The organism is Haloferax sp. KTX1 (assembly GCF_902410085.1).
Taxonomy (GTDB): Archaea; Halobacteriota; Halobacteria; order Halobacteriales; family Haloferacaceae; genus Haloferax; species Haloferax massiliensis.
In genome coordinates this window covers 135,369-159,050 of record NZ_CABPRH010000010.1, presented here as the reverse complement: position 1 = coordinate 159,050, position 23,682 = coordinate 135,369, and the positions used below count along the sequence as shown (strand labels likewise).

Here is a 23,682-nt window from a genome sequence, read left to right as displayed (position 1 = left end):
CACCCGGTCAGCGGCCGCCGTCGGACTCGACGACCGCGCCCGCGCCGGAACCGGCGCCCGGCCCGGCCCCCGTCCTCGCGCCGCCATCGCCGTCGCTGCCCTCCCGGAGCGTCACGTCGTAGCCGAAGGCACGAATCACGTCGAGGTTCGTCCGCACGTGGTCCGTGACGGCGGGAATCCGCACGCGCCCCCCGGCGAGCGCGACCCAGACGAGGAGTTGGTCGGCCATGTGGCGGTCCACGGGCGCGTCGCCGCGGAGCCAGTCGAGAAACGACGCGGCGGCCCGCGACCCGACCGTCTCGGCCGGCGTGCCGCGCTCGCCGTAGGCGTCGAAGCCGGCGACGACCGACCCCGAGCCGTCGTCGCCTCTCTCGTCTTCTCCGCCCCGGGCGACGACGACCACGACCGAGCCGGGCGAGTCGCTCTCGACCGACGAGACCGCGGCGCGAACCGGGAGGTCGACGCCCGCCTCGGCGAGCGCGTCGCGGACGCCCTCGACCTGTCGGTCGGCCACCGCGGCGTCCGCGAGCGAGTCGCTTTCGACCGAGTAGACCCGGAGTTCGTCGGGCTCCGCGCGGCGGGTCAGTCGGAGCGGGGTCGGCTCGGCCGGGTCGACGCGGAGCGAGAGCGCGCCGCCGCCGGCCGGGTAGAAGCCGCGGCGGGACACCGAGACGCCGAAGTCGACGCCGAACGCCGAACACAGCGGGCGCTTCACGTACCGGAGGTAGTCCGCCGGCGGCGACCACCGAACGTCGGTGCCGCCGGTGACGGAAAGCGAAAGCGGGCCGTCGAGGGCGACGGCCGGGGGAAGAAGCGTCTCGCAGACGAGCGTCGCGCTCCCCGCGGTGCCGACGGCCACCTCTACCGGGTCGGTTCGGACGTCGCGCGGAGAAAAGCGGAGCGTCGACGAGCCGACCGCATTGCCGGCGACCTCGGCGTTCGAGACGGCCGCCGCGACGGAGACGCAGGCGACGTGCTGGGCCTTCAGCCCGGGCGTCGAGCGGTCCCCGCGGACGTTCGTCATCTCGAAGGGCTCGCCGGTGACGACCGAGAGCGCGAGGGCGGTTCTGAGTGGCTGTCCGCCGCCGTTTCGGCCGTCGAGTCGCCGCATTCAGCGGACGACGGTGACGGGGCAGGACGCCCGCTCGACGAGTTCCTTGGCGACGCTCCCGACCAGCCCCTCGTAGCGCTTCGAGAGGCCGCGGTGGCCGACGAAGATACCGTCGGCACCCGCCTCGTCGGCGTAGGCCGGAATCGCCTCGACGGGGTCGCCGTAGAGGAGTTCCGCGGTCGCTTCGATGCCCGCGTCGGCGGCGCGTTCGGCGGCCGCCTGCAGGACGCGCTCGGCGCGCGATTCCGCGTCTTCGAGGCTCTCGGCGACGATTCGGTCGCCGGTTCTGGCGACGCCCGCGACCGGTTCCTCGCCGCCTTCGACGAGGACCTGCGGTTCGACCGCGTGGACGACCGTGACCGTCGCACCCAGCGGTTCGAGCATCGTGAGCGCGTGGTCGAGCGCTCTGTCGGCGGCCGCAGAGCCGTCTACCGCAACGACGAAGTTCATACTCGTATACAGGTGCCGAGACGAGAAAAAGGGTGAGACGGTGTTCGTGCCCCGAGAACTAGTGGACGAGCCGACTGCAGGTGCCGCAGAGGTTCTCCTCTTTCACGTCGACCTCGCGGACCGTCGGCGAGAAGGACATGACGCACTTGTTGTTGTCGCAGTGTTCGAGGCCGAGGGTGTGGCCGATCTCGTGGACGACCTCCTTTCGCACGCGGTCGGACAGCACCTCGTCGGCGGGCTTGTTCGTGATGCCGCCGTCGGTGGAGGTCTGGAGGCGATAGGTGGAGATGACGGAGCCGTTGCCGTTGAGGTACGCGAGGCCGAAGACGTAGTTTCGGCGGCGGTAGTAGAGGTCCTTTTCGGTGATGCCGATGTTCTTCTCGCCGCGCCCGATGCGGCTCGCCAGCTCGATGAACTGCTCGGCCCGGTACTGGTTTCGGCTCCGGTCGAACGCGCCCTCGGGAATCGCCTGATTCGAGTGGACGGTCACGTCGCAGTCGTAGACGGAGCGGAGTCCGGCGGATGCCTCCCGCTTGACGGCCGCAGAAATATCCCCGATAGGCACGATATCGACGAGCATGCGAGGGATTAAGCGGGGGCGCTTCATAAATATCCCGACGTGGAAAAATCGCTGCGCGACGCGCTCGTCGCACGGTTATCCGGCTACGACCGCGCGGTCGAAGTCGGGGTCGGTCGGGAGTCCTCGACGGCGGTCGCCCTCGCCGACCGCGGGGTCGACGTGGTCGCCGTCGACGTGCACGACTTTTCCGTTCCCGGCGGCGTCTCGTTCGTCCGCGACGACGTGTTCGCCCGCGCCGACGCGCCCGACCTCGGCCCCTACGCCGACGCCGACGTCGTCTACGCCCTGAACGTCCCCGTCGAACTTCACCGGCCGACCGCCGAAGTCGCCCGCCGCGCCGACGCCGACTTCCTGTTTACCACGCTCGGCTACGACGAGCCGTCGATTCCGGTCGCCCGCGAGTCGCTGCCGGGCGACACGCTGTACGTCGCCGAGCGCGGGCGACCGGGGCGACCCGGTCGGTCCCGAGAGTAACCGCGACCCGTCCGGTCCCAAGAGTAAGGCACTTGCCCGCTCGTCGCGGGCTTCCGGTATGCACGCGGACGCTGTCGTCCTCGATATCGACGGAGTGCTCGTCGACGTCGCCGACTCCTACCGGCGCGCCATCGTCGAATCCGTGGACCGACACTACGGCACGACCATCACCCGCGACGAGGTCCAACTGTTCAAGGACGCCGGCGGCTTCAACAACGACTGGGAACTGACGTACGCGGCGGCGCTGTCCGTCCTCGCCGCCCGCGAGACCGACCTGTCGGTCGCCGCGTTCACCGACGAAATCGAGGCCCGCGGCGGCGGCCTCGACGCCGCCGAGGCGACCGTCGAAGCCCTGTGTTCCGACCCGAGCGCCGTCTTCGACGAGTGGGACCCCGAGGCGCTCCGCGAGACGTTTCAGGCGCTCTACCTCGGAAGCGACCGCTACCGCGACCTCGAAGGCGGCGAGCCGCCGTTCGAGGCCGACGGCTACATCAACGACGAGCCGGTGCTCCTCCGTCAGGAGACGCTCGACGCCTTCGGCGACCGCGAACTCGGCGTCGTCACGGGTCGGCCCAGCGCCGAGGCCGACATCGCGCTCGACCGCGTCGGCCTCGACGTGGCCGACGACCACCGGTTCACGATGGACGATTGGGAGGAGGGAAAACCCCACCCGGCCGCGCTCGTGACGGTCGCCGAGCGCCTCGGAGCCGAGTCGGTCGTCTTCGTCGGCGACACCCTCGACGACGTGAAGACGGCGCTGAACGCCGACGCCGCGGACCCCGACCGCGTCTACTACGGCGTCGGCGTCCTCTCGGGCGGCCTGACCGGCGACGACGGCCGACAGAAGTTCGCCGAAATCGGCGCGGCCGCCGTCGTCGAGGACGTGAACGAGGTTCCGGACCTCCTCGACTGATGGGACACCTCCGCGCCTTCGTCGTCACGCTGCTCGCGCTCGACGCGCTCGTGGTCGTCGTCGGGACGTACCTCCTCCCGCCGGACCCCGTCACGCAGTTGTTCCTCGTCGGGCCGCTGTTGCTTTTGGCCCCGGTGGTCGCGTGGTGGCTCGTCTACCGCGACGGCTTCGAGCGGGTGCAGGCGCTCGTCGAGTCCGACGACGACGCCTGACGCCTCAGCCGGACCGACTCCCGAACCGTTCACCGAGGTCGCCGACCAGCTTGACGAAGACGTACACCGGGAGCACCCATAGCAGCGCGACGCAGAAGACACCGAGCGCCGTTCCGAGGACGCCGTCGATATCCGGCCCGGTTCCCATGAAGATCAGTACGACGAACCACAGCGTCAGCGCCTGAAAGTACCTCGACTCGTTCACGTTCGAGCTACTTTCACACTCGTTGATATTTCTTCTCGCTCCCGAACACAGGCAGAACCGACCGGTCGCACAACCCTTTAGGTCGGCTCGGTCCGGAGGTGTGAGTATGCGAATCGCACTCCTCGGTGGGACCGGCGACATCGGCGAGGGCCTCGCCCTCCGCTGGGCCTACCACACCGACCACGAGGTCATCGTCGGGTCGCGCGACCCCGACAAGGCCCGCGCGAAGGCCGACGAGTACGAGACCGAACTCTCCAGCCGCGGCCGCGACGTGAAGGTAAACGGCTTCGCGAACGAGATGGCCGCCGACCGCGCCTCCGTGGTCGTCCTCGCCGTGCCGCCGTACCACGTCTCAGACACCGTCGAGGCCGTTTCCGACTCCCTCTCCGAAGGCGACGTGCTGGTCACGCCCGCGGCGGGCATGAAGCGCGACGACGACGGCTTCCACTACCACCCGCCGAAGGCGGGGAGCGTGACGGCGCTCGTCGCCGACGCGGCTCCCGACGACGTGCCGGTCGTCGGCGCGTTCCACAACCTCCCGGCCGGTCGGCTGGCCGACCTCGACGCCGACCTCGGCATCGACACGCTGCTCGTCGCCGACGACGACGACGCCAAGGAGACGGTCCGCCTGCTCGCCGAGGGCATCGACGGCCTCCGCGCGCTCGACGGCGGCGGCCTCGCCAACGCCCCCGAAATCGAGGGCATCACGCCGCTTCTCATCAACGTCGCACAGCACAACGACGGGCTGCACAACCTCGGCGTCGAGTTCAAGTAAGCACTCGACCCGCGTCTCGGTTCGCTCCGAGTTCAGTTCTCACGACAGTTCCGACCGCGGCACCGTCGCCGCCTCGCCGTAGAGCGTCCGCGCCACGAGCAGTCCGACGACGGCGACGAGCGCGACGCAGGCGAGGTACTCGACGCGGAAGCCGACCACCTCGGCCAGCGGGACGGCCACGAGCGGGCCGAGCGTCGACCCCGAGTCGCCGAAGACGTTGTAGACGCCGCCGAGTTTGCCCACGTCGTCGGCCGGGCTGAGGTCGCCGAGGTAGGCCAAAAGCGGCGGGTTCGACCCGCCGACGCCGACGCCGATGAGCGCCACGCCCGCGAGCGTCGAGGGAAGCGTCGGCACGAGCGCCAGCAGGGCGAACCCGGCCGCGAGGACGCCCAGCGCGGGGAGCGTCAGCGCCGCGCGGTTCGACAGCCGGTCGGAGTACCGCCCGACGACGAGCGTCGTGACGCTCGACGCGACGACGCCGACGGCCATCACGACGCCGCTGACGCCGGCCCCCGACAGCCCGCCGAGCGAGATGTCGTTCGCCGTCGCGTACAGCACGGCCGTCGAGAGGAGGACGCCCGAAAACAGGAAGCGGACGGCGAAGTTGACGGTGCCGACGGTGAAGATGCGGACGTCGGAGCCGACCAGTCGCGGCACGTCGCGGAGCGAACTCGCCGCCGTCACGTCGGTTTTCACGTCCGGGAGGACGGAGATGGCGACGAGGGCGGCGAACAGGCCCGCACAGCCCGCGACGGCGAACGCGGTGGCGTAGCCGAACGCGTCGGTGACCAGACCGCCGACGACGAGACCCGCGGGGAAACCGAGGCTCTGCCCGCCGCGCATGTAGCCGACCCACTTGCCGCGGTTTTCGCCCGAGGTGACGTGCGTGATGGTGCTGAACGCGCCGACGAAGACGAACGCCGAGCCGACGCCCCAGCAGGCCCGCGACAGGAGGAAGACGGTCGCGCTGTCGAGCGGAATCGGACCGGGGTCCAGCCCGAGGACGTAGCCGAACGGCGACAGCCCCTGCACGACGAACCCGGCTATCATCGGCCGGCGCGTCCCCATCCGGTCGAGTATCTGCCCGGCGGGCGTGTTCACGACCAGTCGGGTGAACCGGTTCGCCGAGAGGATGAGGCCGACCACGAACGGCGTGATGCCGATGATGGGGCCGAGCGTCGGGAGCGTCGGGAACGCGACGCCCGCCCCGACGCCGCCGAAGAAGACACCGGCGATGAGGCTCCCGGCGACGAACTCGACCGACGGCTCGTCGCCGCCGAACAGCCGACTCACGCGGCCGACCCTCGGGAGGGGAGCGCGGCGCATTGTGACGTTGGGTGCGAGAAAACGGACCGGCGGATACGAGTTCGGGGGGCGTGCATCGAGAGAGTGCGCTATCGTAAACGCACGCTCTTGGTGTTTTGCAATCGGGCCGTCTCGTCCGGGAACTGCGGCCGGTGAGGGGCGGCGGTCGCAGTCGCAATCGAAGTCGCGGCCGCGGTCGCAGTCGCGTTCGCGGAAGACACGGTCGCCGGCCCCTCAGAACCGCGTTTTCAGCTCTTCGCGCAGGTCGTCGAGCGAGGCGTCTTTCATCGACAGGAGGACGAGCAGGTGGTAGACGAGGTCGGCGCTCTCGTAGAGCAGTTCCTCGCCGTCGTCGTCCTTGGCCGCGAGGATGGTCTCTGTGGTCTCCTCGCCGAGCTTTTCGAGGACGTAGTTCTCGCCTTTCTCGTGGGTGAAAAGCATCGTCGTGTAGGAGTCTTCGGGGAGGTCGGCCTTGCGCGACTCGATGGTCGCAAAGAGCTCGTCTAAGACCTCGTCGGTCGGGGTGTCGGCGTCCATGGTCGCACGACGGGCGGGCGCGGAAAAAGACCCTCTGGTTCCGACGGGGCGGCCGTCGGCTCGTCCCCACCAGTGAGCCGGCCGCTCAGGCGTCGGCTTCGGCCGCCAGTTCGTCGAAGAACGCGAGGTCGTGGAGGCGGCTGTCGGGCGTCAGTTCGGGGTGGAACGACGTGCCGACGACGGGGCCGTCGCGGACGGCGACCGGGTTGCCGTCCCACTCGGCTAGCACCTCCACGCCGTCTCCGACCTCGTCGATGAGGGGCGCGCGGATGAACACCGCGTGGAACGGCGAGTCGAGGCCGGCCACGTCCAGCGGGGCCTCGAAGCTGTCGACCTGCCGGCCGAAGGCGTTGCGGTCGACCGTCGCGTCGAGGAGGTCGAGCGTGGTCACGCGGTCGTCCTTGGCGTCGCGCGAGGCGACGATGAGGCCGGCGCAGGTGGCGAGGACGGGCTTTCCGGCGTCGACGTGGGCGCGAATCTCGTCGGCGATGCCCTCGCGTTCGAGGAGTCGGGAGATGGTCGTGGACTCCCCGCCCGGCATGAGCAACACGTCGCAGTCGGGGACGAGGCCGTCGCTTCGGATTTCGACGATTTCGGCGTCGACGCCGTGAGCGTCGGCGGCCCGCTCGACGGCGTCGGCGTGCTCGGAGACGTCGCCCTGCACGGCGACGACGCCGGCGCGTAGCGTAGTCATGGACGGGTCTCGGGAAGCCGCAGACAAAAAGCGTCCGTTCGGCGGTCGGCGGTCGGCAGTCAGAACGCGAGCGAGTTCAGCACCAGCACACCGATGCCGAACAGCGCTCCCGCGGCGAAGACGGTTTTGGGGTCGATTCGAATCGCGTTGCGGTCCTCCGCGTCGAAGTAGCGGACGAGGCCCGCGCTCGACATCAGACCGCCGCTGTTCTGGCCCTTGCTCATGTTCCACCGTCCGTGCGTCCGCCGCCTAAACGTTTCGGCTCGCTTCGGAGCCGCGTGGCGCGCGGTCGGGGCGCTCACCCGAATCGCCGGCGAACGCGCCCCTCTTCGACCCGGTTCGCGGGCGTCTCGGCGCTCGACGACGCTGAATCCGTCCGTAACGCCCGGACGGACAACCGGAGAGCCGCGGGCCCATGAGTAATCCTTATGCGCGGGGACGGGCAAGATGCGTCGGGATACGATGACTGTTCGACTCTTGGACTTCTACGCGGACTGGTGCGGCCCTTGTAAGACGCAGGACCCGATTCTCGACGAACTCGAAGGCGACTACGAGAGCGTCGAGTTCGTCAAGGTCGACGTCGACGAGGAGCAGGACGTGGCCAACCAGTATCAGGTTCGCTCGCTTCCGACGCTCATCGTCGAGAACGACGACGGCATCGTCGACCGCTTCGTGGGCGTCACCCAGCGCGACGACATCGAGTCGGCGCTGAGCCAGGCCGGCGCGTAAGCGCGCCGCGGACCGCCGCGTTTTCCGACCCATCCGGACGACCGCCGCCCGCCCCGCGAGCGCCGGCGGCGTGTCTCGCAAGCGTTATACGACCGGCGGCGGGATTCGTATGCATGGCTAGTGACGCTGCGACGAAGCGGACGCTTGAGAAGCAGATCTGCATGCGGTGCAACGCGCGGAACCCCCAGAAAGCCAAGCAGTGCCGCAAGTGCGGCTACAAGCACCTTCGACCCAAGTCGAAGGAACGCCGCGCCGCGTAAGCCCGCACGCGTTTCTCTCAGGCGTCTCGCCGATACAGTTCGACCAGCACCGCGAGCAGCGCGAGCTGGACGAGCTTGTCCGCGACGCCGCCGATGCCGAAGATATCCGGCCAGTTGAGCGCGACGTAGAGGACCACTTGCCCGGCGGTGAAGGGGATACCGAGCAACACCACCCGCGAGCGGAGGCGCTCGTCGCCGCGCAGGACGCCGACGATGCCGGCGGCGAAGCCCGCCGCGGCCCCGATGAACGCGATGCCGAGCGGATCGGCGAGGTTCGCGGCCAGCGCGCCCGCCCCGAGCGCGAGGTGAATCAGCCCCGTCACGGCCGCGAGGCCGACGCCGGCGTAGTGCAGTCGCGTCAGGTCGCCGCCCGCGTCCCCGGTCGCGTCGGTCGCCATCTCACTCCTCCGGGTACTTCGGCTCGCGCCGCTCCGCGCGTTCGATGGCGCGTTCGAGCGCGTCGCGGACGGTGTCGCCGCCGGCCTCGTTTTCGAACGGGTCGCCGTGACCGGCGTACAGCGCCTCCACGGTCGAGGGAAGGCGGTCTAAGAGCGTGTGTAGGCTACTGATAAGGCGCTCGCGGGACTGCCCCGGCATGTCGGTGCGGCCGAAACTCCCGTCGTCGAACGCGCCGTCGTTGTAGACGAACACGTCGCCGGAGAACAGCGACCGCCCGCTCACGAGCGAGACGTGGTCGTCGGCGTGGCCGGGCGTGTAGACGACCTCGAACGACTCGTCGCCCATCTCGACGTGGTCGCCGTCCCCGAGTTCGTAGGTCCGAAGCGGGTGGTCGGCGTAGGCGTACACGTCGGGGTCGAACCGCTCGACCACCGCGTCGAGTTCGCCCACGTGGTCGGAGTGCTGGTGGGTGACGACCACCGCGTCGAGGTCGTCGGTGTGCTCGGCGACGACCGCCTCGACGCCCGGCATCGTCCCGGCGTCGACGAGGACGGTTCGCTCGCCGAGGACGAGGTAGGCGTTGCAGGTGAACGTCTCGGCGTCGGCGGTGACTGAAACGACTTCCATACCGCCTCGTACGCGCCCGACCGGAAAAAGTCGGGCGGACGAGGCGTCCCTGCTCGCGCGAATCGCCCCCGAACATCGGGCTCGCGCGACAAATCCTTTTTGGGGCTCGGTCGTGTACGTATGACTGTATGGGATTTGGGAGCTACGACGAGTCCGAACAAGGAGACCAGAACGTCGACTTCGACGAGGAAGACGGCGTCACGACGAGTGAGGAGAAACACGAGGGCGAGGTCGATTTCGAAATCGGCGCGTCCAACGACGAACTCCTCGACCGGCTCCAGGAGATTAAAGACGAGTGAAGCCGGGGTCTCGCGCCCTCGGGGTCGCGGAATCTTACTCCGGAGCGGCGCGCGCACCCACAGACGACGCTGACGACGCTCATTTTTCCACAGACCCGTCTCCGGAGAGCGTCCTCTGCGGCGCGGTCGTCCGCGCCGACCGGGTCGTCGACGGCCTCGCCTTCGAGACGTGCGCCGTCGGCGGCGACGACGCGACCGACGCCATCGCCTCGCTTTCCGCCTCCCTCGACCGGGAAGACGTGCGCTACCTGCTCGTCTCCGGCATCGCCCCGGCGTGGTTCAACCTCGTCGACGTCGAGCGCCTCGCCTCCGACCTCGACCGCCCGGTGTTGTCGGTCTCCTTCGAGGAGAGCGAGGGGCTCGAATCCGCGCTCGCCGAGCAGTTCTCGGGCGCGGCGCTCGACCGGCGACTCGCCGTCTACCGCGCGGCCCCGCCCCGCCGACCCGTCGAGGTGAACGGCGAGACGGTGTTCGTCCGGGCCGCCGGCTGCGACGACGACGAGGCCGCGCGGGTCGTCCGCGGATTTACCCCGGCCGGCGGCCGCCCCGAGCCGATTCGCGTGGCTCGGATGGCGGCCCGCGCCGCGCGACGCTTCGCCGGGGATTAAGCCGTCCCCGCCCTCCAATCGGGTATGGAACACATGGAGGGCCTCTGCGTGAGGGGCTGTGAGCGGTGCCCCGAACTCGTCGACTCGCGGAGTCGCATCGTCAACGGGGTCGGCCCCGACGACGCCGACCTGCTCTTCCTCGGCGAAGCGCCGGGCGCGAAGGAAGACGAGGGCGGCGAGCCGTTCGTGGGTCGCTCCGGCTCCGTGCTGGACGACGCGCTCCGCGAGGCCGGCCTCGCCCGCGCCGACGTTCGCATCACCAACTGCGTGCGGTGCCGCCCGCCGGACAACCGCGACCCGACGAGCGACGAGCTGTCGAACTGCCGGGGCTACCTCGCCCGCGAACTCGAACTCGTCGACCCGGAGCTAATCGTCACGCTCGGCAAAGTGCCCTCGCAACACCTCCTCGACCGCGGCGTCGCCATCACGAACGAATCGGGGTCGGTCGTGGACGCCCGCGTCGGCGACGCCTCCTACCGCGTCCTCCTCTCCGTGCACCCCGCGGCGACGCTCTACGACCGGAGCCAGCGCGAGGGCTTCTTCGAGACCATCGCGCGCGCGGCAGACCTCTCGGGGCTCGCCGACTCCGCGGACGGACAGGCCAGTCTCGGCGACTTCTGAGTGCGACGAGGCGATAAAAATTGTCCGCGGGAACGACTCCCGAACCGGGTCGCCGCGTTACTCCCAGATGGAGCGGGCCATCCGCTGGGGGAACTCGACGACGAGTTTGAGGAGGCTCGTCCCCTCCTCGTTGCCGCGGATGTACGACCGGACCCGCTGGCTCACGAACTCGACGGAGACGACGAGCATGAAGATGACGAGAATCGTCGCCATCATGTTCGTGTACCGGAACAGCCCGCGTTGGGTCTGGAGCACCTGACCGAGCCCGCCGCCGCCGATGAGTCCCATCGTGACGCCGATGCGGACGTTGATTTCGAGGATGTACATCGTCCACGCGATGAAGGGCGTAAAGACCTGCGAGAGCATCCCGAAGACGACCTTCTGGGGGCTGTTCGCGCCGGTCGATTCGATGGCCTCTATCGGGCCGTCCTCGACTTCTTCGAGGGCGTCCGTGAACAGGCGACCGAGGTTTCCCATCGTGTCGGTCCCGATGGCGAGCGTCGCCGTGAACGGCGAGACGCCGCCGAGGGGGATGTAGATGAGCGCCCACACCAGCGCCGGGATGGCGCGGATGACGCTCATCGTCCCGCGGAAGATGAAGTTGAACGGGTAGGGCGTCACGCGCTCGGAGCCGAGGACGCCGAGGATGAGCGCGCCGGGGATGCCGAGGACCGTCCCGGCGAAGCCCATCGCGAACGTGACGAACACCGCGCCGAGAACGGGGTTGCCGTCCTGGAACTGGAGGAGGAGGTTCCGCTCTTGGATGAACGCCCAGTACTGGCTGACGTCGACGAAGGGGACGACGCCGAACAGCGTCCCCGGCGGGAAGAAGTCGCCCAGCGCGTCGGTGAACTCCGGCCAGTACTCGACGATTTCGCCGACGGAAAAGCCCACCTCGCTCAGCGCGTTCGTGAAGAACCACGCGAAGAGGACGAGAACGACGACCGAAAACAGCAGTCGGACCCGCTTTGCGATCTGGATGTTCCGCAGCGCGTCCTCGATTCGGTCGGTATCAGTACTCATGTGACCTCGCTCCGCTCGTGGCGGCCGCGTTGTTCTCGGGCGGGCCGTCGGCCCGTTCTTCGCGGATGGCCTCCGTCTCGATGTCGCCGTAGATGCGGTCGATGACGTCGACGTTGAAGTCCTCGCGGTAGCCGTCGAAGACGATCTGTCCGTCTTTCATCCCGAGGAACCGCTCGCCGAACTCCCGGGCGATGTTGACTTGGTGGAGGCTCGCGATGGTCGTCAAGTCGCGCTCGTCGGCCGCGTCGCGGATGTACCGCATCACCGTCTCCGCGCTCGCGGGGTCGAGGCTCGCGACGGGCTCGTCGGCGAGCAGTAGGTTCGGGTTCTGGACCAGCGCGCGGGCGATGCCGACTCGCTGTTGCTGGCCGCCGCTCATCTTCCCGGCGCGCTGGTTGGCCTCGTCGAGCAGCCCGACGGTTTCGAGCGCGCGGAGCGCCTCTTTCTTGTCGTCGCCGTCGTACAGGCCGAGCAGGCTGCCGAGAAACGAGGTCCGGCCGAGCGCCCCGGTGAGCGCGTTGCTGTACGCGCTCATCTGTCCGAGTATGTAGTGTTGCTGAAATATCATTGCCACGTCGTTTCGAGGTCCCATCACGTTCGCGTCGTCGATGGTGATCGACCCGCTCGTCGGGCGAGTGATCCCGTTGAGACAGCGGAGGAGGGTCGACTTCCCCGCCCCCGATTGCCCGAGGACGACGACGAACTCGCCGTCCGGGATAGTGAACGAGACGTCGTCGAGGGCCGTGACATCTCCGTAGGATTTGCTGAGGTTCGTTACTTCGATCGTACTCATTATCGTGTCTGTCGCGTCGCGTGGTTCGCGCGCGGTCGAAACCGTTCGTCGGGTATCGACCGCACGGCACGGGAACAAAACCGGGGGGTTCGCTCTTACTGACCGAGCGTGACGCCGAGTTCGTCGAGGACTTCCTGAACGGGCGCGTAGTCGTCGACGGACCCCTGGTCGACCCCGGTAAACCAGAGCTGTTGGTCGTCGCTGAGGTCCTCGTTGATGAGGTCCTCCTCGGTCACGTTAAGCAGCGCCTCCTCGATGTCGGCGTACAGCCCCTGGTCCATGTCGGTGCGGCCGAGAATCGGCGCGCGCGGGATGGGGTCGGAACAGGAAAGCAGCTGCAGTTCGGGCGACTCGGTCCCGAGGTCGCCGTCGTTTTCGGCGGACATTTCGAGGAACTGCTCGGGGAACTGGTCTTCCGGGACGTGCGGTGCCGTCGAGAACGCGCCCGTGCCGGCGGCGACGACGTCGTCGCGGTTGACGAGCGTCTCGCGGGCCGTGGAGTGGTCGGAGAACTGCGCCTCGAAGTCCGCGGGGTTGCCGTCGGGGGCGCCGCCCGTGTCGAGTCCGGCTTTGCTCAGCATGTACAGCGGGAACAGCGACCCGCTCGTCGAGAGGCGGTCGGCGAACGCGACCGTCTCGCCTTCGAGGTCGGTCAGCTCTTCGATGCCGCTGTCGGGCGTCGTCGTGATGAGAGAGAAGTACCGCGAGGCCCCGTAGGCGATGCGGATTCCGATGACCTCGGTGATGCCCTCGTTGCCGCCCTGAATGGCGATTGCGGGCGCGGCGTCGGCGATGTCCGCCTGTCCGCTGTCGAGCGCCTGCAGCACCGCCGCGTAGTCGGCCGCCACGGTGGATTCGACCGTGACGCCGACTTCGGACTCGATGTAGTTGAAAAGCGGCTGATACTGCGCCTCCACGTCCACGTCCGACTCCGCGGGCGTCAGCGCGAACATGATGGACTCCGGTGACGACTCCGTCGTGGTCGACGTCGTCGTCGCCTCGGTCTCCGAGGACTCTCCCGACTCCGTCGTTGTCGTCGTGGCTCCCGAGTCGTCGCCGCCACCCGTACATCCACTGAGCGCCGTCAACCCCGCGACGCCAGTGACTCCTGCCGTTCTGATGAATTCTCGTCTACTCGCCATTGAACTCGTTTTATGATTCCGACACTTGTTGTTAAGATTTGCTATTTTTTCTCTATATTTGTATTGAATAGAAATGGGGTTTCCCGGTTGAGGGCTCTATCGCCCCAGCGAGCGCCCGTGAAGTCTTCGCGTCCGGACTTCGGACCTCCCCTCGCGGGACGGGTCGGGGGCGCGCAGCAGATTGTGCGGCCGGTCTCCGACGGCTCTCGCGGAGAACTCACCCCGAGGGAAAGTCACTTTGCTCCCCTCTGCGGACCATTCGGTATGAGCACGACACAGCCGCCCGAGGAGACCCTCGCCGACGTGGTGATGGTCGACTACGGGCTCGGAAACCTCCGGAGCGCCATGCGCGGACTCGAACGCGCGGGGGCGAACGTCGTCATCTCCGACGACCCCGCCGACTTCGACGACGCCGACGGCATCGTCCTCCCGGGCGTCGGCGCGTTCTCCGAGGGGATGGAAAACGCCGGGCCGTTCCGCGAACCGCTCGCCGAGGTCGCCGCCGACGGGACGCCCGTCTTCGGCATCTGCCTCGGCATGCAGATGCTTCTGACCTCCTCGGAGGAAGCCGACCACGCCGGCGAGGGAGAGGTGGAGGGACTCGACTTCATCCCCGGTCGCAACGTCCGGTTCGACGAGGGACAGAAGGTCCCGCACATGGGCTGGAACGAACTCAACGTCAAGCGCGACCACCCGCTCGTCGAGGGCGTCGACGGCGAGTACGCCTACTTCGTCCACTCGTACTACGCCGACCCCGACGACGAGCACGCGGTCGTCGCGTCGACCGACTACGGCGTGGAGTTCCCCGCGGTCGTCGCCAACGAGGCGGGCACCGTCTTCGGCACGCAGTTCCACCCCGAGAAGTCCGGCGAGACCGGCCTGACCATCCTCCGCAACTTCGTCGAGTTCTGCGCGGAGCGATAGGCCGAATCTGCCTGCCCCGACGGTCTTTTGTCGCCGCTTCGTGAAGGGGCGTCCATGCAGGCAGTCACGCTCGGTCCGGCGGGCACGTACTCCCATCGCGCCGCCCGCGCGGTCGCCGACGACGTCGCCTTCCGAGAATCGGTCACCTCTATCGTCCAAGCGGTCGCCGACGGGTCGTTCGAGCGCGGCGTCGTCCCCATCGAGAACAGCATCGAAGGGAGCGTCACCGAGAGCCTCGACGCCGTGGCGAACTCGGAGGTGAGCGTCGTCCAGGAAATCGTCACGCCCATCCGCCACGCGCTGTTGGCCCAGAGCGCGAACTTCGACGTCGTCGCCAGCCACTCCCAGGCGCTCGCGCAGTGCCGGACGTACCTCGAAGAGAACTACCCCGACGCGAAGCTCGAAGCCGTCGCCAGCACGGCCCGCGGCGTCGAGCGCGCCCGCGCCGACCCGACGGTCGCGGGCATCGGCCACCCCGATAACGCGGGTGACGACCTCGAAATCATCGCCGAGGACATCCAAGACCAGTCGTCGAACGCCACTCGGTTCCTCGTCATCGGCCCCGAGTCCGCCCGCTCGGACGCCGGCGGCAAGAGTTCGCTCGTCGTCTACCCGAACGCGAACTACCCCGGTCTCCTGTTGGAACTGCTCGAAGCGTTCGCCGAACGCGACATCAACCTCTCGCGCATCGAGTCGCGCCCGAGCGGCAACCGCCTCGGCGACTACCTGTTCCACATCGACGCCGACGCCGGCCTCTACGAAGAGCGGATGCAGGGGGCGCTCGAAGAAGTCGAGGGGATCGCCAGCAACGGCTGGGTCCGCGTCCTCGGGTCGTACGACACGCGACACGTCCTGTACTGACGCCGTCTCGACGCCGAGACGCCCGTCCCCCGCCGTACTGTTCGGTCCCGCCCCGCCCGGTCGCTCTCAAAATGTGGGTCTGGGCACATCTTTCTTTGTCGTCGGCGACGTATCTAGGCGCGTATGCAGAGAAATCCATTCGACGAGATAGAAGACCTGTTCGACCGGATGGGCCGGTCGTTCGAGGAGTCGGGAATCGCCCGACTGCAGGACATCTCCCTCGACGTCGTCGACGACGACGAGGCCGTCGAGGTCGTCGCCGACCTCCCCGGCTTCGAGAAGGACGACCTCGACGTGAGCGTCAGCGGCCGACGGCTCACCATCGCGGCCGACCGCGAGGAGTCGTCGGAGGTCGACGACGACCAGTACGTCCGTCGCGAGCGGAGTCAGCGCTCGGTCTCCCGGACGATTACGCTCCCCACCGAAGTCGCGCGCGACGAGGTGTCCGCATCGTACAAAAACGGCGTCCTGACCGTGACGCTTCCGAAGGCCGAACCCGCGGGCGACGACTCGACGCAAATCGACATCGAGTGACGCGGCTCATCTTTTGAATACCGGCGCTCGGGCCCCCGAGCCGTGCGAACTGCTATCCACGTTCCGGCAACGATTATCTCCTCAGACGGCGTCCATATGCCTCGGTGAAAACACACATGATGCGACGTACCAACCCCTTCGACGACTTCGAGGAACTGTTCGAGCGAATGTCCCGCCAGTTCGACGAGATGGGACGCCAGTTCGACCGCTCGGGCATGATGGCGCAGGTCCGCCACGAGATGGCAATCGACGTCACCGACCACGACGGCGAAATCGTCGTCACCGTCGACCTCCCGGGCTACGAGAAGGAGGACATCTCCCTGTCGGTCGCCAACCGCACGCTGACGGTCGAAGCGACGCGCGAACTCGACGAGGAACGCGCCGACGGCGAGTACCTCCGCCGCGAGCGCCGCCACGAGTCCGCCCGCCGCACGGTTCGCCTCCCCGAGTCGGTCGACGAGGACGGCGCGTCCGCCAGCTACCACAACGGCGTCCTGACGGTCACGCTGCCCAAGCGCGACGCCGAACCCGACGACTCCCGCCGCATCGACATCGACTGAGTCGGCGGTGACGCTGGAGTCTCTGACACGTCGCCCGCGATGGTCCACCCGTGGTGGGTCTCTCACGTTCTCCGTTTTGCTGTCTTTGTGATACACCGTCTCACGACTCGATTTCTCCAGTCGCACCCACGCCACTGAGAGGCAACATCTGCCGGAATCAGACAGCCGCGCAAGTCGAGTATAGGAGTTATTTTAGGCCGGGGTACCACTACCACGGATATGGACTACGACCCGCAGGAACTCGAAGCGCGTTGGCGGGAGCGCTGGTCCGAGTCCGGCCGATACGAGGCCGACCCGGACGCAGACGCCGACGACGCGACGTTCGTGACGGTGCCCTATCCGTACCCCAGCGGCGGGATGCACATCGGGCACGCGCGGACGTACACCGTTCCCGACGTGTACGCTCGCTACCGACGACAGCAGGGGGACAACGTCCTGTTTCCCATCGCGTGGCACGTCACCGGCACGCCCATTATCGGCGCGGTCGAACGCCTGAAAAACCGCGAGGAGAAACAGCTCTCGGTTCTGACCGACACCTACAACGTCCCCGAGGACACGCTTTCTGACCTCGAATCGCCCATGGGCTGGGCGCGGTACTTCATCGAGGAACACTACAAAAAGGGGATGCAGTCGCTCGGCCTGTCGGTCGACTGGCGGCGCGAGTTCACCACGAACAACGAGCGCTACTCGAAGTTCATCGAGTGGCAGTACCGGACGCTCCGCGAGCGCGGCCGACTGGAGAAGGGCCTCCACCCCGTCAAGTTCTGTACGAACGAGGAACAGCCGGTCACGACCCACGACCTGCTGGAAGGCGAGAACGCCGAGTTCCAGGAGTACACGCTGGTTCGCTTCGGCTGGGAGCGAGACGGCGGCGACGTGGTCGTCCCGATGGCGACGCTCCGCCCCGAGACGGTCCGCGGCGTGACCAACGCCTACATCGACCCCGAGGCGACCTACATCGTCGCCGAGGTCGACGGCGAGACGTGGTTCGTCTCCGACTACGCGGCCGACAAACTCGAATATCAGGCCCGCGACGTGGAGATTCTCGAAACCGTCGATGGTGCCGAACTCGTCGGTCAGACGGTCGAGAACCCCGTCACCGGCGACGACGTGCTCGTCCTGCCGGCCGACTTCGTCGACGCCGACAACGCGACGGGCGTCGTCATGTCGGTCCCGGCCCACAGCCCCGACGACTACGTCGCCCTGCAGGAGGCGAAAGCCGACGCCGACTACCTCGAATCGTTCGGCATCGACCCCGCCGACGTGGCCGCCATCGAGCCGATTCCGATTCTCGACATCGACTCCGACGACGACGCGTACGGCGAGATTCCCGCGAAGTCGGCCGTCGAGAACCGCGGCATCGAGTCCTCCGACGACCCCGCCCTCGAAAAGGCGACGAAGGACCTCTACAACAAGGAGTTCCACGCGGGTCGGCTCAAGGAGTTCTACGGCGACTACGCCGGCGGCCTCGTCGAGGAGGTCCGCGACGACTTCAAGGCCGACGGCATCGAGGCCGGCCAGTTCGACGTGATGCAGGAGTTCTCCGAGGAGGTCGTCTGCCGCTGCGGCGGCGACGTCGTCGTCGCCGAACAGGACACGTGGTTCCTCTCGTACGACGACGAGGACTGGAAGGGGCTCGCCCACGACGTGGCCGACGGGTTGGACGCCATCCCCGAGAACACCCGCGACGAGTACCACCACACCATCGACTGGCTCAACGGGTGGCCGTGCATCCGCAACTACGGCCTCGGCACTCGCCTGCCGTGGGACGACCAGTTCGTCATCGAGCCCCTCTCGGACTCGACTATCTACATGGCGTACTACACCATCGCCCACCGCCTGCAGGAGATTCCGACCGAGGAACTCACCCAGGAGTTCTTCGACGCGCTGTTCTACGGCCCCGAGGCCGTCGACGACGCGCCGGAGAAGGCGCTCGAACTGCGCGAGGAGTGGGACTACTGGTACCCCGTCGACTACCGGTTCTCCGGGAACGACCTCATCACGAACCACCTGACGTTCTACCAGTTCCACCACGGCGAGCTGTTCGACGAGCCGCAGTGGCCGCAGGGCATCGTCATCATGGGGATGGGTCTGCTCGAAGGCCAGAAGATGTCGTCGTCGAAGGGCCACGTCGTCCTCCCCGGCGAGGCCATCGGCGAGTACGGCGCGGACACCGTCCGCTTCTTCCTGCTCAACTCCGCCGAGCCGTGGCAGGACTACGACTGGCGCGACGACCTCGTCGGCTCGGTCCACGACCAACTGGAACGCTTCTGGAACCGCGCCCAGGAGATTATCGCCGACCCCGGTCCGGACGAACGGCCCGAACTGGAGACGGTCGACCGCTGGCTCCTGTCGAAACTGCAGGACACCGTCCGCGACGTGACGACCGCGATGGACGAGTCCGAGACGCGCTCGGCCAGTCAGGCGGCGTTCTACAACTTCGAGGAGTCGCTGCGGTGGTACCGCCGCCGGACCGACCTCGACCGCCCGGCCGCCAAGTGGACGCTCCGGACGGTCCTCGAAACCCGTCTGCGCCTGCTCGCCCCGTTCATCCCGTTCATGACGAACGAACTGCACGAGCAGTTGACCGGCACGCCCGCCGAGGACGCGCCGTGGCCCGAGCCGGACGCGACCTTCGAGGACGAGTCGGTCGAACTCGAAGAGCGACAGGTCGAGCGCCTGACCGAGGACGTGCGCGACATCATCGACGTGACCGATTCGGACCCCGACACCATCCGCGTCTACGTCGCCGCCGACTGGAAGCGCGACGTGTTCGAGACGGTCGTCGACAACGGCGACAACGTCGGCGCGATCATGGGACAGGTCATGCAGGACCCCGACCTCCGCGAGAAGGGCAACGACGTCAACGACCTCGTACAGGACCTCGTCGACCAGACCCGCGGCCGCGACGAGTCGACGCTCCGCGCCCAGCTCGAACTGGACGAGGCCGGCACCTACGAGCGCGCCGCCGACTTCCTCGCCCGCGAGTTCGACGCCGACGTCGAGGTGTTCGCCGAGGACGACCCCGACATAGTCGACCCGGCAGACCGCGCCTCGAAGGCGATTCCGTTCCGCCCCGCGGTCCACCTCGAATAGCCGGGGCGCGACGAACCCGACGCGGACTGCCCCCTCCGGCGCTCGATTTATCCTCTCGCCGAACTAACACTACCGCATGAGCGAAGACGACTCCCCGAGCCTCGCACGGAAGGCCTACCGCACCGTCACGCCGGGGTCGCACATGCGGCCCGACAGCGAGATGGACTCCATCGGGTGGACGATGTTTCTCATCCTCGTCGTCCTGTTGGTTCCGTTTCTGCCCTTCATCGCCATCGTCTACGTCCTCTCGAAGGCGTTCGGCTACCTCAACGCACAGCGCGGGCCGAGCCCGTAGCTCGCCGAATCGGACTGCAAAAGAAACGGGTGAATGCCAGCGGGGTCGCGTCGGGCGACCTTACTCGGCGAGCCCGAGGAGGTCGAACGCGTAGCCGTTGTCGTTTTCGAACGCGTGCTCGTAGGCGACGTGGGCCGCCGCGACGTCCTGAATCGCCAGTCCCGTCGAGTCGAAGACGCTGATGCCGTCGTCGCCGGTGCGGCCGTCGAGGTTCCCGAGGACGATGTCGCCGATTGCGCCGTAGATGTCGTCGTCGGTGAGGACGCCCTGATTGTACGGGACGTTGATCTCGCCGGAGTGGGTGGTCTGGGCGTGGTCGTCGATGACGAGCTTGGCGTCCAACAGCACCTCGTCGGCGAGTTCGTGTTTGCCCTCGGCGTCGGCACCCATCGCGTTGATGTGGGTGTGGTCGCCGACCGCGTCGCGCGGGACGATGGGCGACTCGACGGGCGTCACGGTCGACAGCACGTCACAGCTCGCGGCCTCCTCGATGGAGCCGGCGCGGATGTCGAACTCGTCTTCGAAGGCGTCGATGAAGTCGGCGACGCGTTCTTCGTCGAGGTCCGAGATGACGACTTCCTCGATGTCGCGGACCTCGCTGATGGCGCGAAGCTGCGTGTACGACTGGACGCCCGCGCCGACGATGCCCATCGAGGAGGCGTCCTCGACGGCGAGGTGGTCGGTGGCGACGGCCGCGGCCGCGCCGGTGCGGAGCATCGTGAGTTCCGTCCCGTCGAGCAGCGCCAGCGGGAAGGCGTTCTCGGGGTCGGAGTAGATCATCGTGCCCATGACCGTGGGCAGGTCGTACTTGTCGCCGTTGTCGGGGTGGACGTTGACCCACTTGATGCCCGCGGCGTCCCAGTCGCCCGCGTCGAGGTAGGCGGGCATCGACCGGAAGTCGCCGTTGTACTGCGGCAGGTCGATGTAGGACTTCGGCGGCATCTGGGCGTCGCCGGACTCGTAGGCGGCGAAGGCGTCCTCGATGGCCGAGATGAGCTCCGGCATCCGGACGTTCTCGTGAACGTCGTCCTTGTTCAACAGCAGCGTCTTGCGCATGGGGACACGTTGCCGTACCTGCTACTTAGTTCGTTCCATTTCTGAACACAACTGCAACTGTTTCTAAGAAAGTGGTAGAATTATCCAACTATGGTGGTATCGGTGACTCAACGTGGTCGGCCCTCGGTCGATTGTCGGGCCAGTCGCAATCGACGGCCTCCGACTGGCTCTGAATCGCGTGCCGTCGTTTTGCGGATGTCGCCGGGGCTACTCGGCGATTCGACTGCCGCCTAAAATGAAATGGTCTGTCGCGCGGTGCAGGCGTCGGGGGTGAGTGAAGGCGTTAGCCTAGCTTCACATCGCGCCGCCCATACCGCCCATGCCGCCCATGCCACCCATGCCGCCGGGTGCGCCGCCCTCGTCGTCGCCGTCGCCGCCGGTGGAGAGGTCACCGGCCGCGATGATGTCGTCTATCTTGAGGACGAGGTTCGCGGCTTCGGAGGCGGAGGCGACGGCCTGCTCCTTCGCGTGGGCCGTCTCGACGACGCCCGCGTCGAAGGCGTCTTCGACCTCGCCGGTGAAGACGTTCAGACCGGCGCGGACCTGACCGTCCTCGTGGGCCGCGCGGAGGTCGACGAGCGTGTCGATGGAGTCGAGACCGGCGTTCTCGGCGAGCACGCGCGGGACGAGTTCGAGCGCGTCGGCGAACGCCTCGACGGCGAGCTGCTCGCGTCCGGAGACGGAGTCGGCGTAGTTGCGGAGGCGCGCGGCGAGTTCGACCTCGATGGCGCCGCCGCCGGCGAGCACGCGGCCGTCGGCGACCGTCGAGGCGACGACGTCGAGGGCGTCCTGGACGCCGCGTTCGAGTTCGTCGACGACGTGGTCGGTGGAGCCGCGGAGCAGGAGCGTGACGCCGTGGACGTCGTCGCCGATGCCCTCGACGTAGAACAGCTCGTCGGCCTCGTCGCGGCGGACGGAGGCGCGGCCGAGGTCGGCGGCCTCGATGGAGTCGAGGTCGGAGACGACCGCCGCGCCGGTGATGTTCTTGAGGAAGCGGATGTCGGACTTCTTCGTCCGGCGGACCGCGAGGATGCCCTGCTTTGCGAGGTAGTGCTGGGCGAGGTCGTCGATGCCCTTCTGGCAGAAGACCACGTCAGCGCCGGAGTCGACGATCTGGTCGACCTTCGCCTTCAGCTGGGCCTCCTCCTGGTCGAGGAACTTCTGGAGCTGGTCGGGGTTCTCGATGGAGACGTTCGTGTCGATGTCGGTCTCCTCGACCTCGACGGGCTCGTTGAGCAGCAGCACGTCGGCCTCGTCGAACTCGACCGGCATGTCGTCGTGGACGGGGTCCTTGTCGATGACGGCACCGGAGAGGAGTTCGGACTCGGACGCGGAGCGACCGGTCTGGGTCTCGATGGCGACGTTTTCGAGGTCGACGACGTGGGAGCCGTCGTGGGCCTCGACGGTGACCTGCCGGACGGCGCGGACGATGAGGTCCGCGAGAAGCTCCTTGTTGAGCTCGGAGCTCTTGCCCGTCATGGAGGTCTCGGCGACCTTCTTCAGGAGTTCCTCGTCGTCGGGGTCGACGCGCTCCGCGATGTCGTCGATCTCCTCGCGCGCCTTCTCGGAGGCGAGGTTGAAGCCGCGGATGATGGCCGTCGGGTGGATGTCCTGTTCGAGGAGGTCCTCGGCGTTCTTGAGGAGTTCACCCGCGATGGCGACCGCCGTCGTCGTTCCGTCGCCGGCTTCGTCCTCCTGCGTCTCGGCGACCTCGACGATCATCTCGGCCGTCGGGTTGTCGATGTCCATCTCCTTGAGGATGGTGACGCCGTCGTTCGTGATGGTGACGTCGCCCATCGAGTCGACGAGCATCTTGTCCATCCCTTTGGGGCCGAGTGTGGAACGTACCGCCTCGGCGACTGCTCGTGCGGCGCGGATGTTGTACGCCTGCGCGTCGCGGTCCTTGACGCGCTGTGCATCCTCGCCCATGATGATCATCGGCTGACCCTGCTGCATTCGCTGGCTCATAGACAGGCCCTGATTGTTTGTGATTCTATAAAAAAGCTTCGCCGACGAATCGGAGGCCGGAATCCGAGCGTTCGGCGCGTACTCCCGATAACCGCGCGACTGAGGTCCCCTTCGAGGTGTTCGGGGAAACGTATGGTACGTCATTTCACACCACAATTTGCGCCCGGCCGAACCGCTTTATACGCTACTCCTCGACCGGCTCTTTCCAGTGGACCGTCACCGTCCCGACGGCGAACGCGTCGTCGCCCCCGTCGTCGCGGACGACGCGGATGGTGTTCGTCCCTTCGACGAGGCTCGCGCCGGTCACGGTGTCGACCCAGTACTGCCAGCCGTCGCCCGGCGGGATGTCGAACCCCGAAAGCGGGTCGCCGTTGATTCGAATCTCGTGGCCGTACTCGCCCACGTCGAACGCCTGAATGCCGAGATACGGCTCTCTGGGGTCGTCGGTCGGGACGTCGAACTCGAACGTCGCCGTCTCGTCTCCGGCGTCGTCCGCCCAGTCGAGGTCCAGCGTCTCGCCTTCCGGATGGAGATGCGACCCGATGAACACGGTCGCGTAGTTCGCGCGGTGGTGCACGCTCACACGTTCTGCTGCGCCGGATAAAAATTCGCGTGGTCGGCGGCCGGGTCG

At 67.6% G+C, this 23,682-nt stretch carries 31 protein-coding genes; 15 read left to right on the top strand and 16 right to left on the bottom strand.

Annotation, left to right across the window (positions count from 1 at the left end):
- Positions 1-7: 7 nt before the first annotated feature.
- From rtcA to FY251_RS15795, 3 genes are read right to left on the bottom strand one after another with little or no spacing between them, the layout of a single operon-like run.
- Positions 8-1,111 carry an RNA 3'-terminal phosphate cyclase gene (gene rtcA, locus FY251_RS15805; RefSeq protein WP_148416038.1) on the bottom strand — a complete coding sequence of 368 codons (1,104 nt, stop codon included), beginning with the start codon at positions 1,109-1,111 and terminating at the stop codon, positions 8-10.
- Positions 1,112-1,561: a universal stress protein gene (locus FY251_RS15800; RefSeq protein ID WP_148416037.1), complete on the bottom strand. Its 450-nt coding sequence runs from the start codon at positions 1,559-1,561 to the stop codon at positions 1,112-1,114.
- Positions 1,562-1,619: 58 nt separating this feature from the next.
- Positions 1,620-2,141: an archaemetzincin family Zn-dependent metalloprotease gene (locus FY251_RS15795; RefSeq protein ID WP_004969113.1), complete on the bottom strand. Its 522-nt coding sequence runs from the start codon at positions 2,139-2,141 to the stop codon at positions 1,620-1,622.
- A gap of 39 nt (positions 2,142-2,180) precedes the next feature.
- On the opposite strand from FY251_RS15795, the gene FY251_RS15790 reads away from it, so the two are divergent.
- Genes FY251_RS15790 through FY251_RS15780 form a run of 3 tightly spaced genes read left to right on the top strand, consistent with a single transcriptional unit; the run spans position 2,181 to position 3,740 of the window.
- Entirely contained in the window at positions 2,181-2,615 is a 435-nt protein-coding gene (locus tag FY251_RS15790) for a UPF0146 family protein (RefSeq protein ID WP_148416036.1), read from the top strand.
- Between the two features lie 58 nt (positions 2,616-2,673).
- A complete protein-coding gene (locus tag FY251_RS15785) occupies positions 2,674-3,528 on the top strand; it encodes a TIGR01548 family HAD-type hydrolase (RefSeq protein WP_148416035.1) in 855 nt (284 codons plus the stop codon).
- Positions 3,528-3,740 carry a hypothetical protein gene (locus FY251_RS15780; RefSeq protein ID WP_148416034.1) on the top strand — a complete coding sequence of 71 codons (213 nt, stop codon included), beginning with the start codon at positions 3,528-3,530 and terminating at the stop codon, positions 3,738-3,740. The genes FY251_RS15785 and FY251_RS15780 overlap by 1 nt, the downstream gene beginning before the upstream one ends.
- A gap of 4 nt (positions 3,741-3,744) precedes the next feature.
- On the opposite strand, the gene FY251_RS15775 is transcribed toward FY251_RS15780, so the two are convergent.
- Positions 3,745-3,945: a hypothetical protein gene (locus FY251_RS15775; protein ID WP_148416033.1), complete on the bottom strand. Its 201-nt coding sequence runs from the start codon at positions 3,943-3,945 to the stop codon at positions 3,745-3,747.
- A 106-nt stretch (positions 3,946-4,051) separates the two neighbouring features.
- Between FY251_RS15775 and npdG the strand changes: the two genes are divergently transcribed.
- Positions 4,052-4,720, top strand: a complete 669-nt coding sequence (gene npdG / locus FY251_RS15770; protein ID WP_148416032.1) for an NADPH-dependent F420 reductase — start codon at positions 4,052-4,054, stop codon at positions 4,718-4,720.
- A 39-nt stretch (positions 4,721-4,759) separates the two neighbouring features.
- On the opposite strand, the gene FY251_RS15765 is transcribed toward npdG, so the two are convergent.
- The 4 genes from FY251_RS15765 to FY251_RS15750 form a co-directional block, all read right to left on the bottom strand.
- Positions 4,760-6,013, bottom strand: a complete 1,254-nt coding sequence (locus tag FY251_RS15765; protein ID WP_148416031.1) for an MFS transporter — start codon at positions 6,011-6,013, stop codon at positions 4,760-4,762.
- A gap of 246 nt (positions 6,014-6,259) precedes the next feature.
- The gene (gene hisE / locus FY251_RS15760) at positions 6,260-6,562 is read right to left on the bottom strand and encodes a phosphoribosyl-ATP diphosphatase (protein WP_148416030.1); all 303 of its coding nucleotides are present in this window, start codon (positions 6,560-6,562) and stop codon (positions 6,260-6,262) included.
- 85 nt (positions 6,563-6,647) lie between these two features.
- Positions 6,648-7,256: a pyridoxal 5'-phosphate synthase glutaminase subunit PdxT gene (pdxT, locus tag FY251_RS15755; RefSeq protein ID WP_148416029.1), complete on the bottom strand. Its 609-nt coding sequence runs from the start codon at positions 7,254-7,256 to the stop codon at positions 6,648-6,650.
- 59 nt (positions 7,257-7,315) lie between these two features.
- Positions 7,316-7,480: a preprotein translocase subunit Sec61beta gene (locus tag FY251_RS15750; protein WP_007274930.1), complete on the bottom strand. Its 165-nt coding sequence runs from the start codon at positions 7,478-7,480 to the stop codon at positions 7,316-7,318.
- A 238-nt stretch (positions 7,481-7,718) separates the two neighbouring features.
- Here FY251_RS15750 and trxA point away from each other — a divergent pair, with 238 nt between their 5' ends.
- Positions 7,719-7,985 (top strand): thioredoxin, encoded by a 267-nt coding sequence (trxA, locus tag FY251_RS15745; RefSeq protein ID WP_049917914.1) that lies wholly within the window; start codon positions 7,719-7,721, stop codon positions 7,983-7,985.
- Between the two features lie 113 nt (positions 7,986-8,098).
- Positions 8,099-8,245, top strand: a complete 147-nt coding sequence (locus FY251_RS15740; RefSeq protein ID WP_004044485.1) for a 50S ribosomal protein L40e — start codon at positions 8,099-8,101, stop codon at positions 8,243-8,245.
- A 17-nt stretch (positions 8,246-8,262) separates the two neighbouring features.
- Here FY251_RS15740 and FY251_RS15735 read toward each other — a convergent pair whose 3' ends face one another.
- Positions 8,263-8,643 carry a hypothetical protein gene (locus FY251_RS15735; protein WP_148416028.1) on the bottom strand — a complete coding sequence of 127 codons (381 nt, stop codon included), beginning with the start codon at positions 8,641-8,643 and terminating at the stop codon, positions 8,263-8,265.
- Between the two features lies 1 nt (position 8,644).
- Entirely contained in the window at positions 8,645-9,271 is a 627-nt protein-coding gene (locus FY251_RS15730; protein WP_148416027.1) for an MBL fold metallo-hydrolase, read from the bottom strand.
- A 128-nt stretch (positions 9,272-9,399) separates the two neighbouring features.
- Between FY251_RS15730 and FY251_RS15725 the strand changes: the two genes are divergently transcribed.
- The 3 genes from FY251_RS15725 to FY251_RS15715 are packed head-to-tail and all read left to right on the top strand — an operon-like array spanning position 9,400 to position 10,799.
- On the top strand, positions 9,400-9,570 hold the full coding sequence (locus tag FY251_RS15725) for a DUF5786 family protein (RefSeq protein WP_004044482.1): 171 nt from the start codon (positions 9,400-9,402) through the stop codon (positions 9,568-9,570).
- Positions 9,567-10,178, top strand: a complete 612-nt coding sequence (locus FY251_RS15720) for a DUF99 family protein (RefSeq protein WP_148416026.1) — start codon at positions 9,567-9,569, stop codon at positions 10,176-10,178. The genes FY251_RS15725 and FY251_RS15720 overlap by 4 nt, the downstream gene beginning before the upstream one ends.
- Positions 10,179-10,202: 24 nt before the next feature.
- Entirely contained in the window at positions 10,203-10,799 is a 597-nt protein-coding gene (locus tag FY251_RS15715; RefSeq protein ID WP_148416025.1) for a uracil-DNA glycosylase family protein, read from the top strand.
- 57 nt (positions 10,800-10,856) lie between these two features.
- On the opposite strand, the gene phnE is transcribed toward FY251_RS15715, so the two are convergent.
- The 3 genes from phnE to FY251_RS15700 form a co-directional block, all read right to left on the bottom strand.
- On the bottom strand, positions 10,857-11,822 hold the full coding sequence (phnE, locus tag FY251_RS15710; protein ID WP_089779502.1) for a phosphonate ABC transporter, permease protein PhnE: 966 nt from the start codon (positions 11,820-11,822) through the stop codon (positions 10,857-10,859).
- Positions 11,812-12,615, bottom strand: coding sequence for a phosphonate ABC transporter ATP-binding protein (gene phnC, locus FY251_RS15705; protein WP_089779500.1), 804 nt, complete (start codon positions 12,613-12,615; stop codon positions 11,812-11,814). The genes phnE and phnC overlap by 11 nt, the downstream gene beginning before the upstream one ends.
- A gap of 95 nt (positions 12,616-12,710) precedes the next feature.
- The gene (locus FY251_RS15700) at positions 12,711-13,568 is read right to left on the bottom strand and encodes a PhnD/SsuA/transferrin family substrate-binding protein (RefSeq protein WP_255516720.1); all 858 of its coding nucleotides are present in this window, start codon (positions 13,566-13,568) and stop codon (positions 12,711-12,713) included.
- Positions 13,569-14,021: 453 nt separating this feature from the next.
- On the opposite strand from FY251_RS15700, the gene hisH reads away from it, so the two are divergent.
- The 6 genes from hisH (at position 14,022) to FY251_RS15670 (ending at position 20,027) form a co-directional block, all read left to right on the top strand.
- The gene (hisH, locus tag FY251_RS15695; RefSeq protein ID WP_148416023.1) at positions 14,022-14,681 is read left to right on the top strand and encodes an imidazole glycerol phosphate synthase subunit HisH; all 660 of its coding nucleotides are present in this window, start codon (positions 14,022-14,024) and stop codon (positions 14,679-14,681) included.
- A gap of 54 nt (positions 14,682-14,735) precedes the next feature.
- A complete protein-coding gene (pheA, locus tag FY251_RS15690; RefSeq protein ID WP_148416022.1) occupies positions 14,736-15,542 on the top strand; it encodes a prephenate dehydratase in 807 nt (268 codons plus the stop codon).
- Positions 15,543-15,665: 123 nt separating this feature from the next.
- Positions 15,666-16,076 carry an archaeal heat shock protein Hsp14 gene (hsp14, locus tag FY251_RS15685; protein WP_148416021.1) on the top strand — a complete coding sequence of 137 codons (411 nt, stop codon included), beginning with the start codon at positions 15,666-15,668 and terminating at the stop codon, positions 16,074-16,076.
- Positions 16,077-16,192: 116 nt separating this feature from the next.
- Entirely contained in the window at positions 16,193-16,636 is a 444-nt protein-coding gene (hsp14, locus tag FY251_RS15680; protein WP_148416020.1) for an archaeal heat shock protein Hsp14, read from the top strand.
- A gap of 219 nt (positions 16,637-16,855) precedes the next feature.
- A complete protein-coding gene (gene leuS, locus FY251_RS15675) occupies positions 16,856-19,732 on the top strand; it encodes a leucine--tRNA ligase (RefSeq protein WP_148416019.1) in 2,877 nt (958 codons plus the stop codon).
- Between the two features lie 76 nt (positions 19,733-19,808).
- On the top strand, positions 19,809-20,027 hold the full coding sequence (locus FY251_RS15670; protein WP_148416018.1) for a hypothetical protein: 219 nt from the start codon (positions 19,809-19,811) through the stop codon (positions 20,025-20,027).
- A 60-nt stretch (positions 20,028-20,087) separates the two neighbouring features.
- Here the strand turns inward: FY251_RS15670 and FY251_RS15665 are convergent, their stop codons facing one another.
- The 3 genes from FY251_RS15665 to FY251_RS15655 form a co-directional block, all read right to left on the bottom strand.
- A complete protein-coding gene (locus FY251_RS15665) occupies positions 20,088-21,083 on the bottom strand; it encodes an ornithine cyclodeaminase family protein (protein ID WP_148416017.1) in 996 nt (331 codons plus the stop codon).
- 294 nt (positions 21,084-21,377) lie between these two features.
- Complete coding sequence (gene thsB, locus FY251_RS15660; protein WP_148416063.1) at positions 21,378-23,021, bottom strand: thermosome subunit beta; 1,644 nt, start codon at positions 23,019-23,021, stop codon at positions 21,378-21,380.
- A 214-nt stretch (positions 23,022-23,235) separates the two neighbouring features.
- On the bottom strand, positions 23,236-23,628 hold the full coding sequence (locus FY251_RS15655) for a hypothetical protein (RefSeq protein ID WP_148416016.1): 393 nt from the start codon (positions 23,626-23,628) through the stop codon (positions 23,236-23,238).
- Positions 23,629-23,682: the final 54 nt, after the last annotated feature.

Excerpts from the sequence above, each read along its gene's own strand:
- FY251_RS15730 (WP_148416027.1), bottom strand. The coding sequence starts at position 9,271 with ATGGAAGTCGTTTCAGTCACCGCCGACGCCGAGACGTTCACCTGCAAC.
- pheA (WP_148416022.1), top strand. The coding sequence starts at position 14,736 with ATGCAGGCAGTCACGCTCGGTCCGGCGGGCACGTACTCCCATCGCGCC.
- thsB (WP_148416063.1), bottom strand. The coding sequence starts at position 23,021 with ATGATCATCATGGGCGAGGATGCACAGCGCGTCAAGGACCGCGACGCG.
- pdxT (WP_148416029.1), bottom strand. The coding sequence starts at position 7,256 with ATGACTACGCTACGCGCCGGCGTCGTCGCCGTGCAGGGCGACGTCTCC.
- npdG (WP_148416032.1), top strand. The coding sequence starts at position 4,052 with ATGCGAATCGCACTCCTCGGTGGGACCGGCGACATCGGCGAGGGCCTC.
- FY251_RS15670 (WP_148416018.1), top strand. The coding sequence starts at position 19,809 with ATGAGCGAAGACGACTCCCCGAGCCTCGCACGGAAGGCCTACCGCACC.
- FY251_RS15725 (WP_004044482.1), top strand. The coding sequence starts at position 9,400 with ATGGGATTTGGGAGCTACGACGAGTCCGAACAAGGAGACCAGAACGTC.
- FY251_RS15785 (WP_148416035.1), top strand. The coding sequence starts at position 2,674 with ATGCACGCGGACGCTGTCGTCCTCGATATCGACGGAGTGCTCGTCGAC.
- FY251_RS15750 (WP_007274930.1), bottom strand. The coding sequence starts at position 7,480 with ATGAGCAAGGGCCAGAACAGCGGCGGTCTGATGTCGAGCGCGGGCCTC.
- hisH (WP_148416023.1), top strand. The coding sequence starts at position 14,022 with ATGAGCACGACACAGCCGCCCGAGGAGACCCTCGCCGACGTGGTGATG.
- leuS (WP_148416019.1), top strand. The coding sequence starts at position 16,856 with ATGGACTACGACCCGCAGGAACTCGAAGCGCGTTGGCGGGAGCGCTGG.
- FY251_RS15700 (WP_255516720.1), bottom strand. The coding sequence starts at position 13,568 with ATGTTCGCGCTGACGCCCGCGGAGTCGGACGTGGACGTGGAGGCGCAG.
- FY251_RS15800 (WP_148416037.1), bottom strand. The coding sequence starts at position 1,561 with ATGAACTTCGTCGTTGCGGTAGACGGCTCTGCGGCCGCCGACAGAGCG.
- FY251_RS15665 (WP_148416017.1), bottom strand. The coding sequence starts at position 21,083 with ATGCGCAAGACGCTGCTGTTGAACAAGGACGACGTTCACGAGAACGTC.
- FY251_RS15740 (WP_004044485.1), top strand. The coding sequence starts at position 8,099 with ATGGCTAGTGACGCTGCGACGAAGCGGACGCTTGAGAAGCAGATCTGC.
- trxA (WP_049917914.1), top strand. The coding sequence starts at position 7,719 with ATGACTGTTCGACTCTTGGACTTCTACGCGGACTGGTGCGGCCCTTGT.
- phnE (WP_089779502.1), bottom strand. The coding sequence starts at position 11,822 with ATGAGTACTGATACCGACCGAATCGAGGACGCGCTGCGGAACATCCAG.
- hsp14 (WP_148416020.1), top strand. The coding sequence starts at position 16,193 with ATGATGCGACGTACCAACCCCTTCGACGACTTCGAGGAACTGTTCGAG.
- FY251_RS15780 (WP_148416034.1), top strand. The coding sequence starts at position 3,528 with ATGGGACACCTCCGCGCCTTCGTCGTCACGCTGCTCGCGCTCGACGCG.
- phnC (WP_089779500.1), bottom strand. The coding sequence starts at position 12,615 with ATGAGTACGATCGAAGTAACGAACCTCAGCAAATCCTACGGAGATGTC.
- FY251_RS15715 (WP_148416025.1), top strand. The coding sequence starts at position 10,203 with ATGGAACACATGGAGGGCCTCTGCGTGAGGGGCTGTGAGCGGTGCCCC.
- hsp14 (WP_148416021.1), top strand. The coding sequence starts at position 15,666 with ATGCAGAGAAATCCATTCGACGAGATAGAAGACCTGTTCGACCGGATG.
- rtcA (WP_148416038.1), bottom strand. The coding sequence starts at position 1,111 with ATGCGGCGACTCGACGGCCGAAACGGCGGCGGACAGCCACTCAGAACC.
- FY251_RS15735 (WP_148416028.1), bottom strand. The coding sequence starts at position 8,643 with ATGGCGACCGACGCGACCGGGGACGCGGGCGGCGACCTGACGCGACTG.
- hisE (WP_148416030.1), bottom strand. The coding sequence starts at position 6,562 with ATGGACGCCGACACCCCGACCGACGAGGTCTTAGACGAGCTCTTTGCG.
- FY251_RS15795 (WP_004969113.1), bottom strand. The coding sequence starts at position 2,141 with ATGCTCGTCGATATCGTGCCTATCGGGGATATTTCTGCGGCCGTCAAG.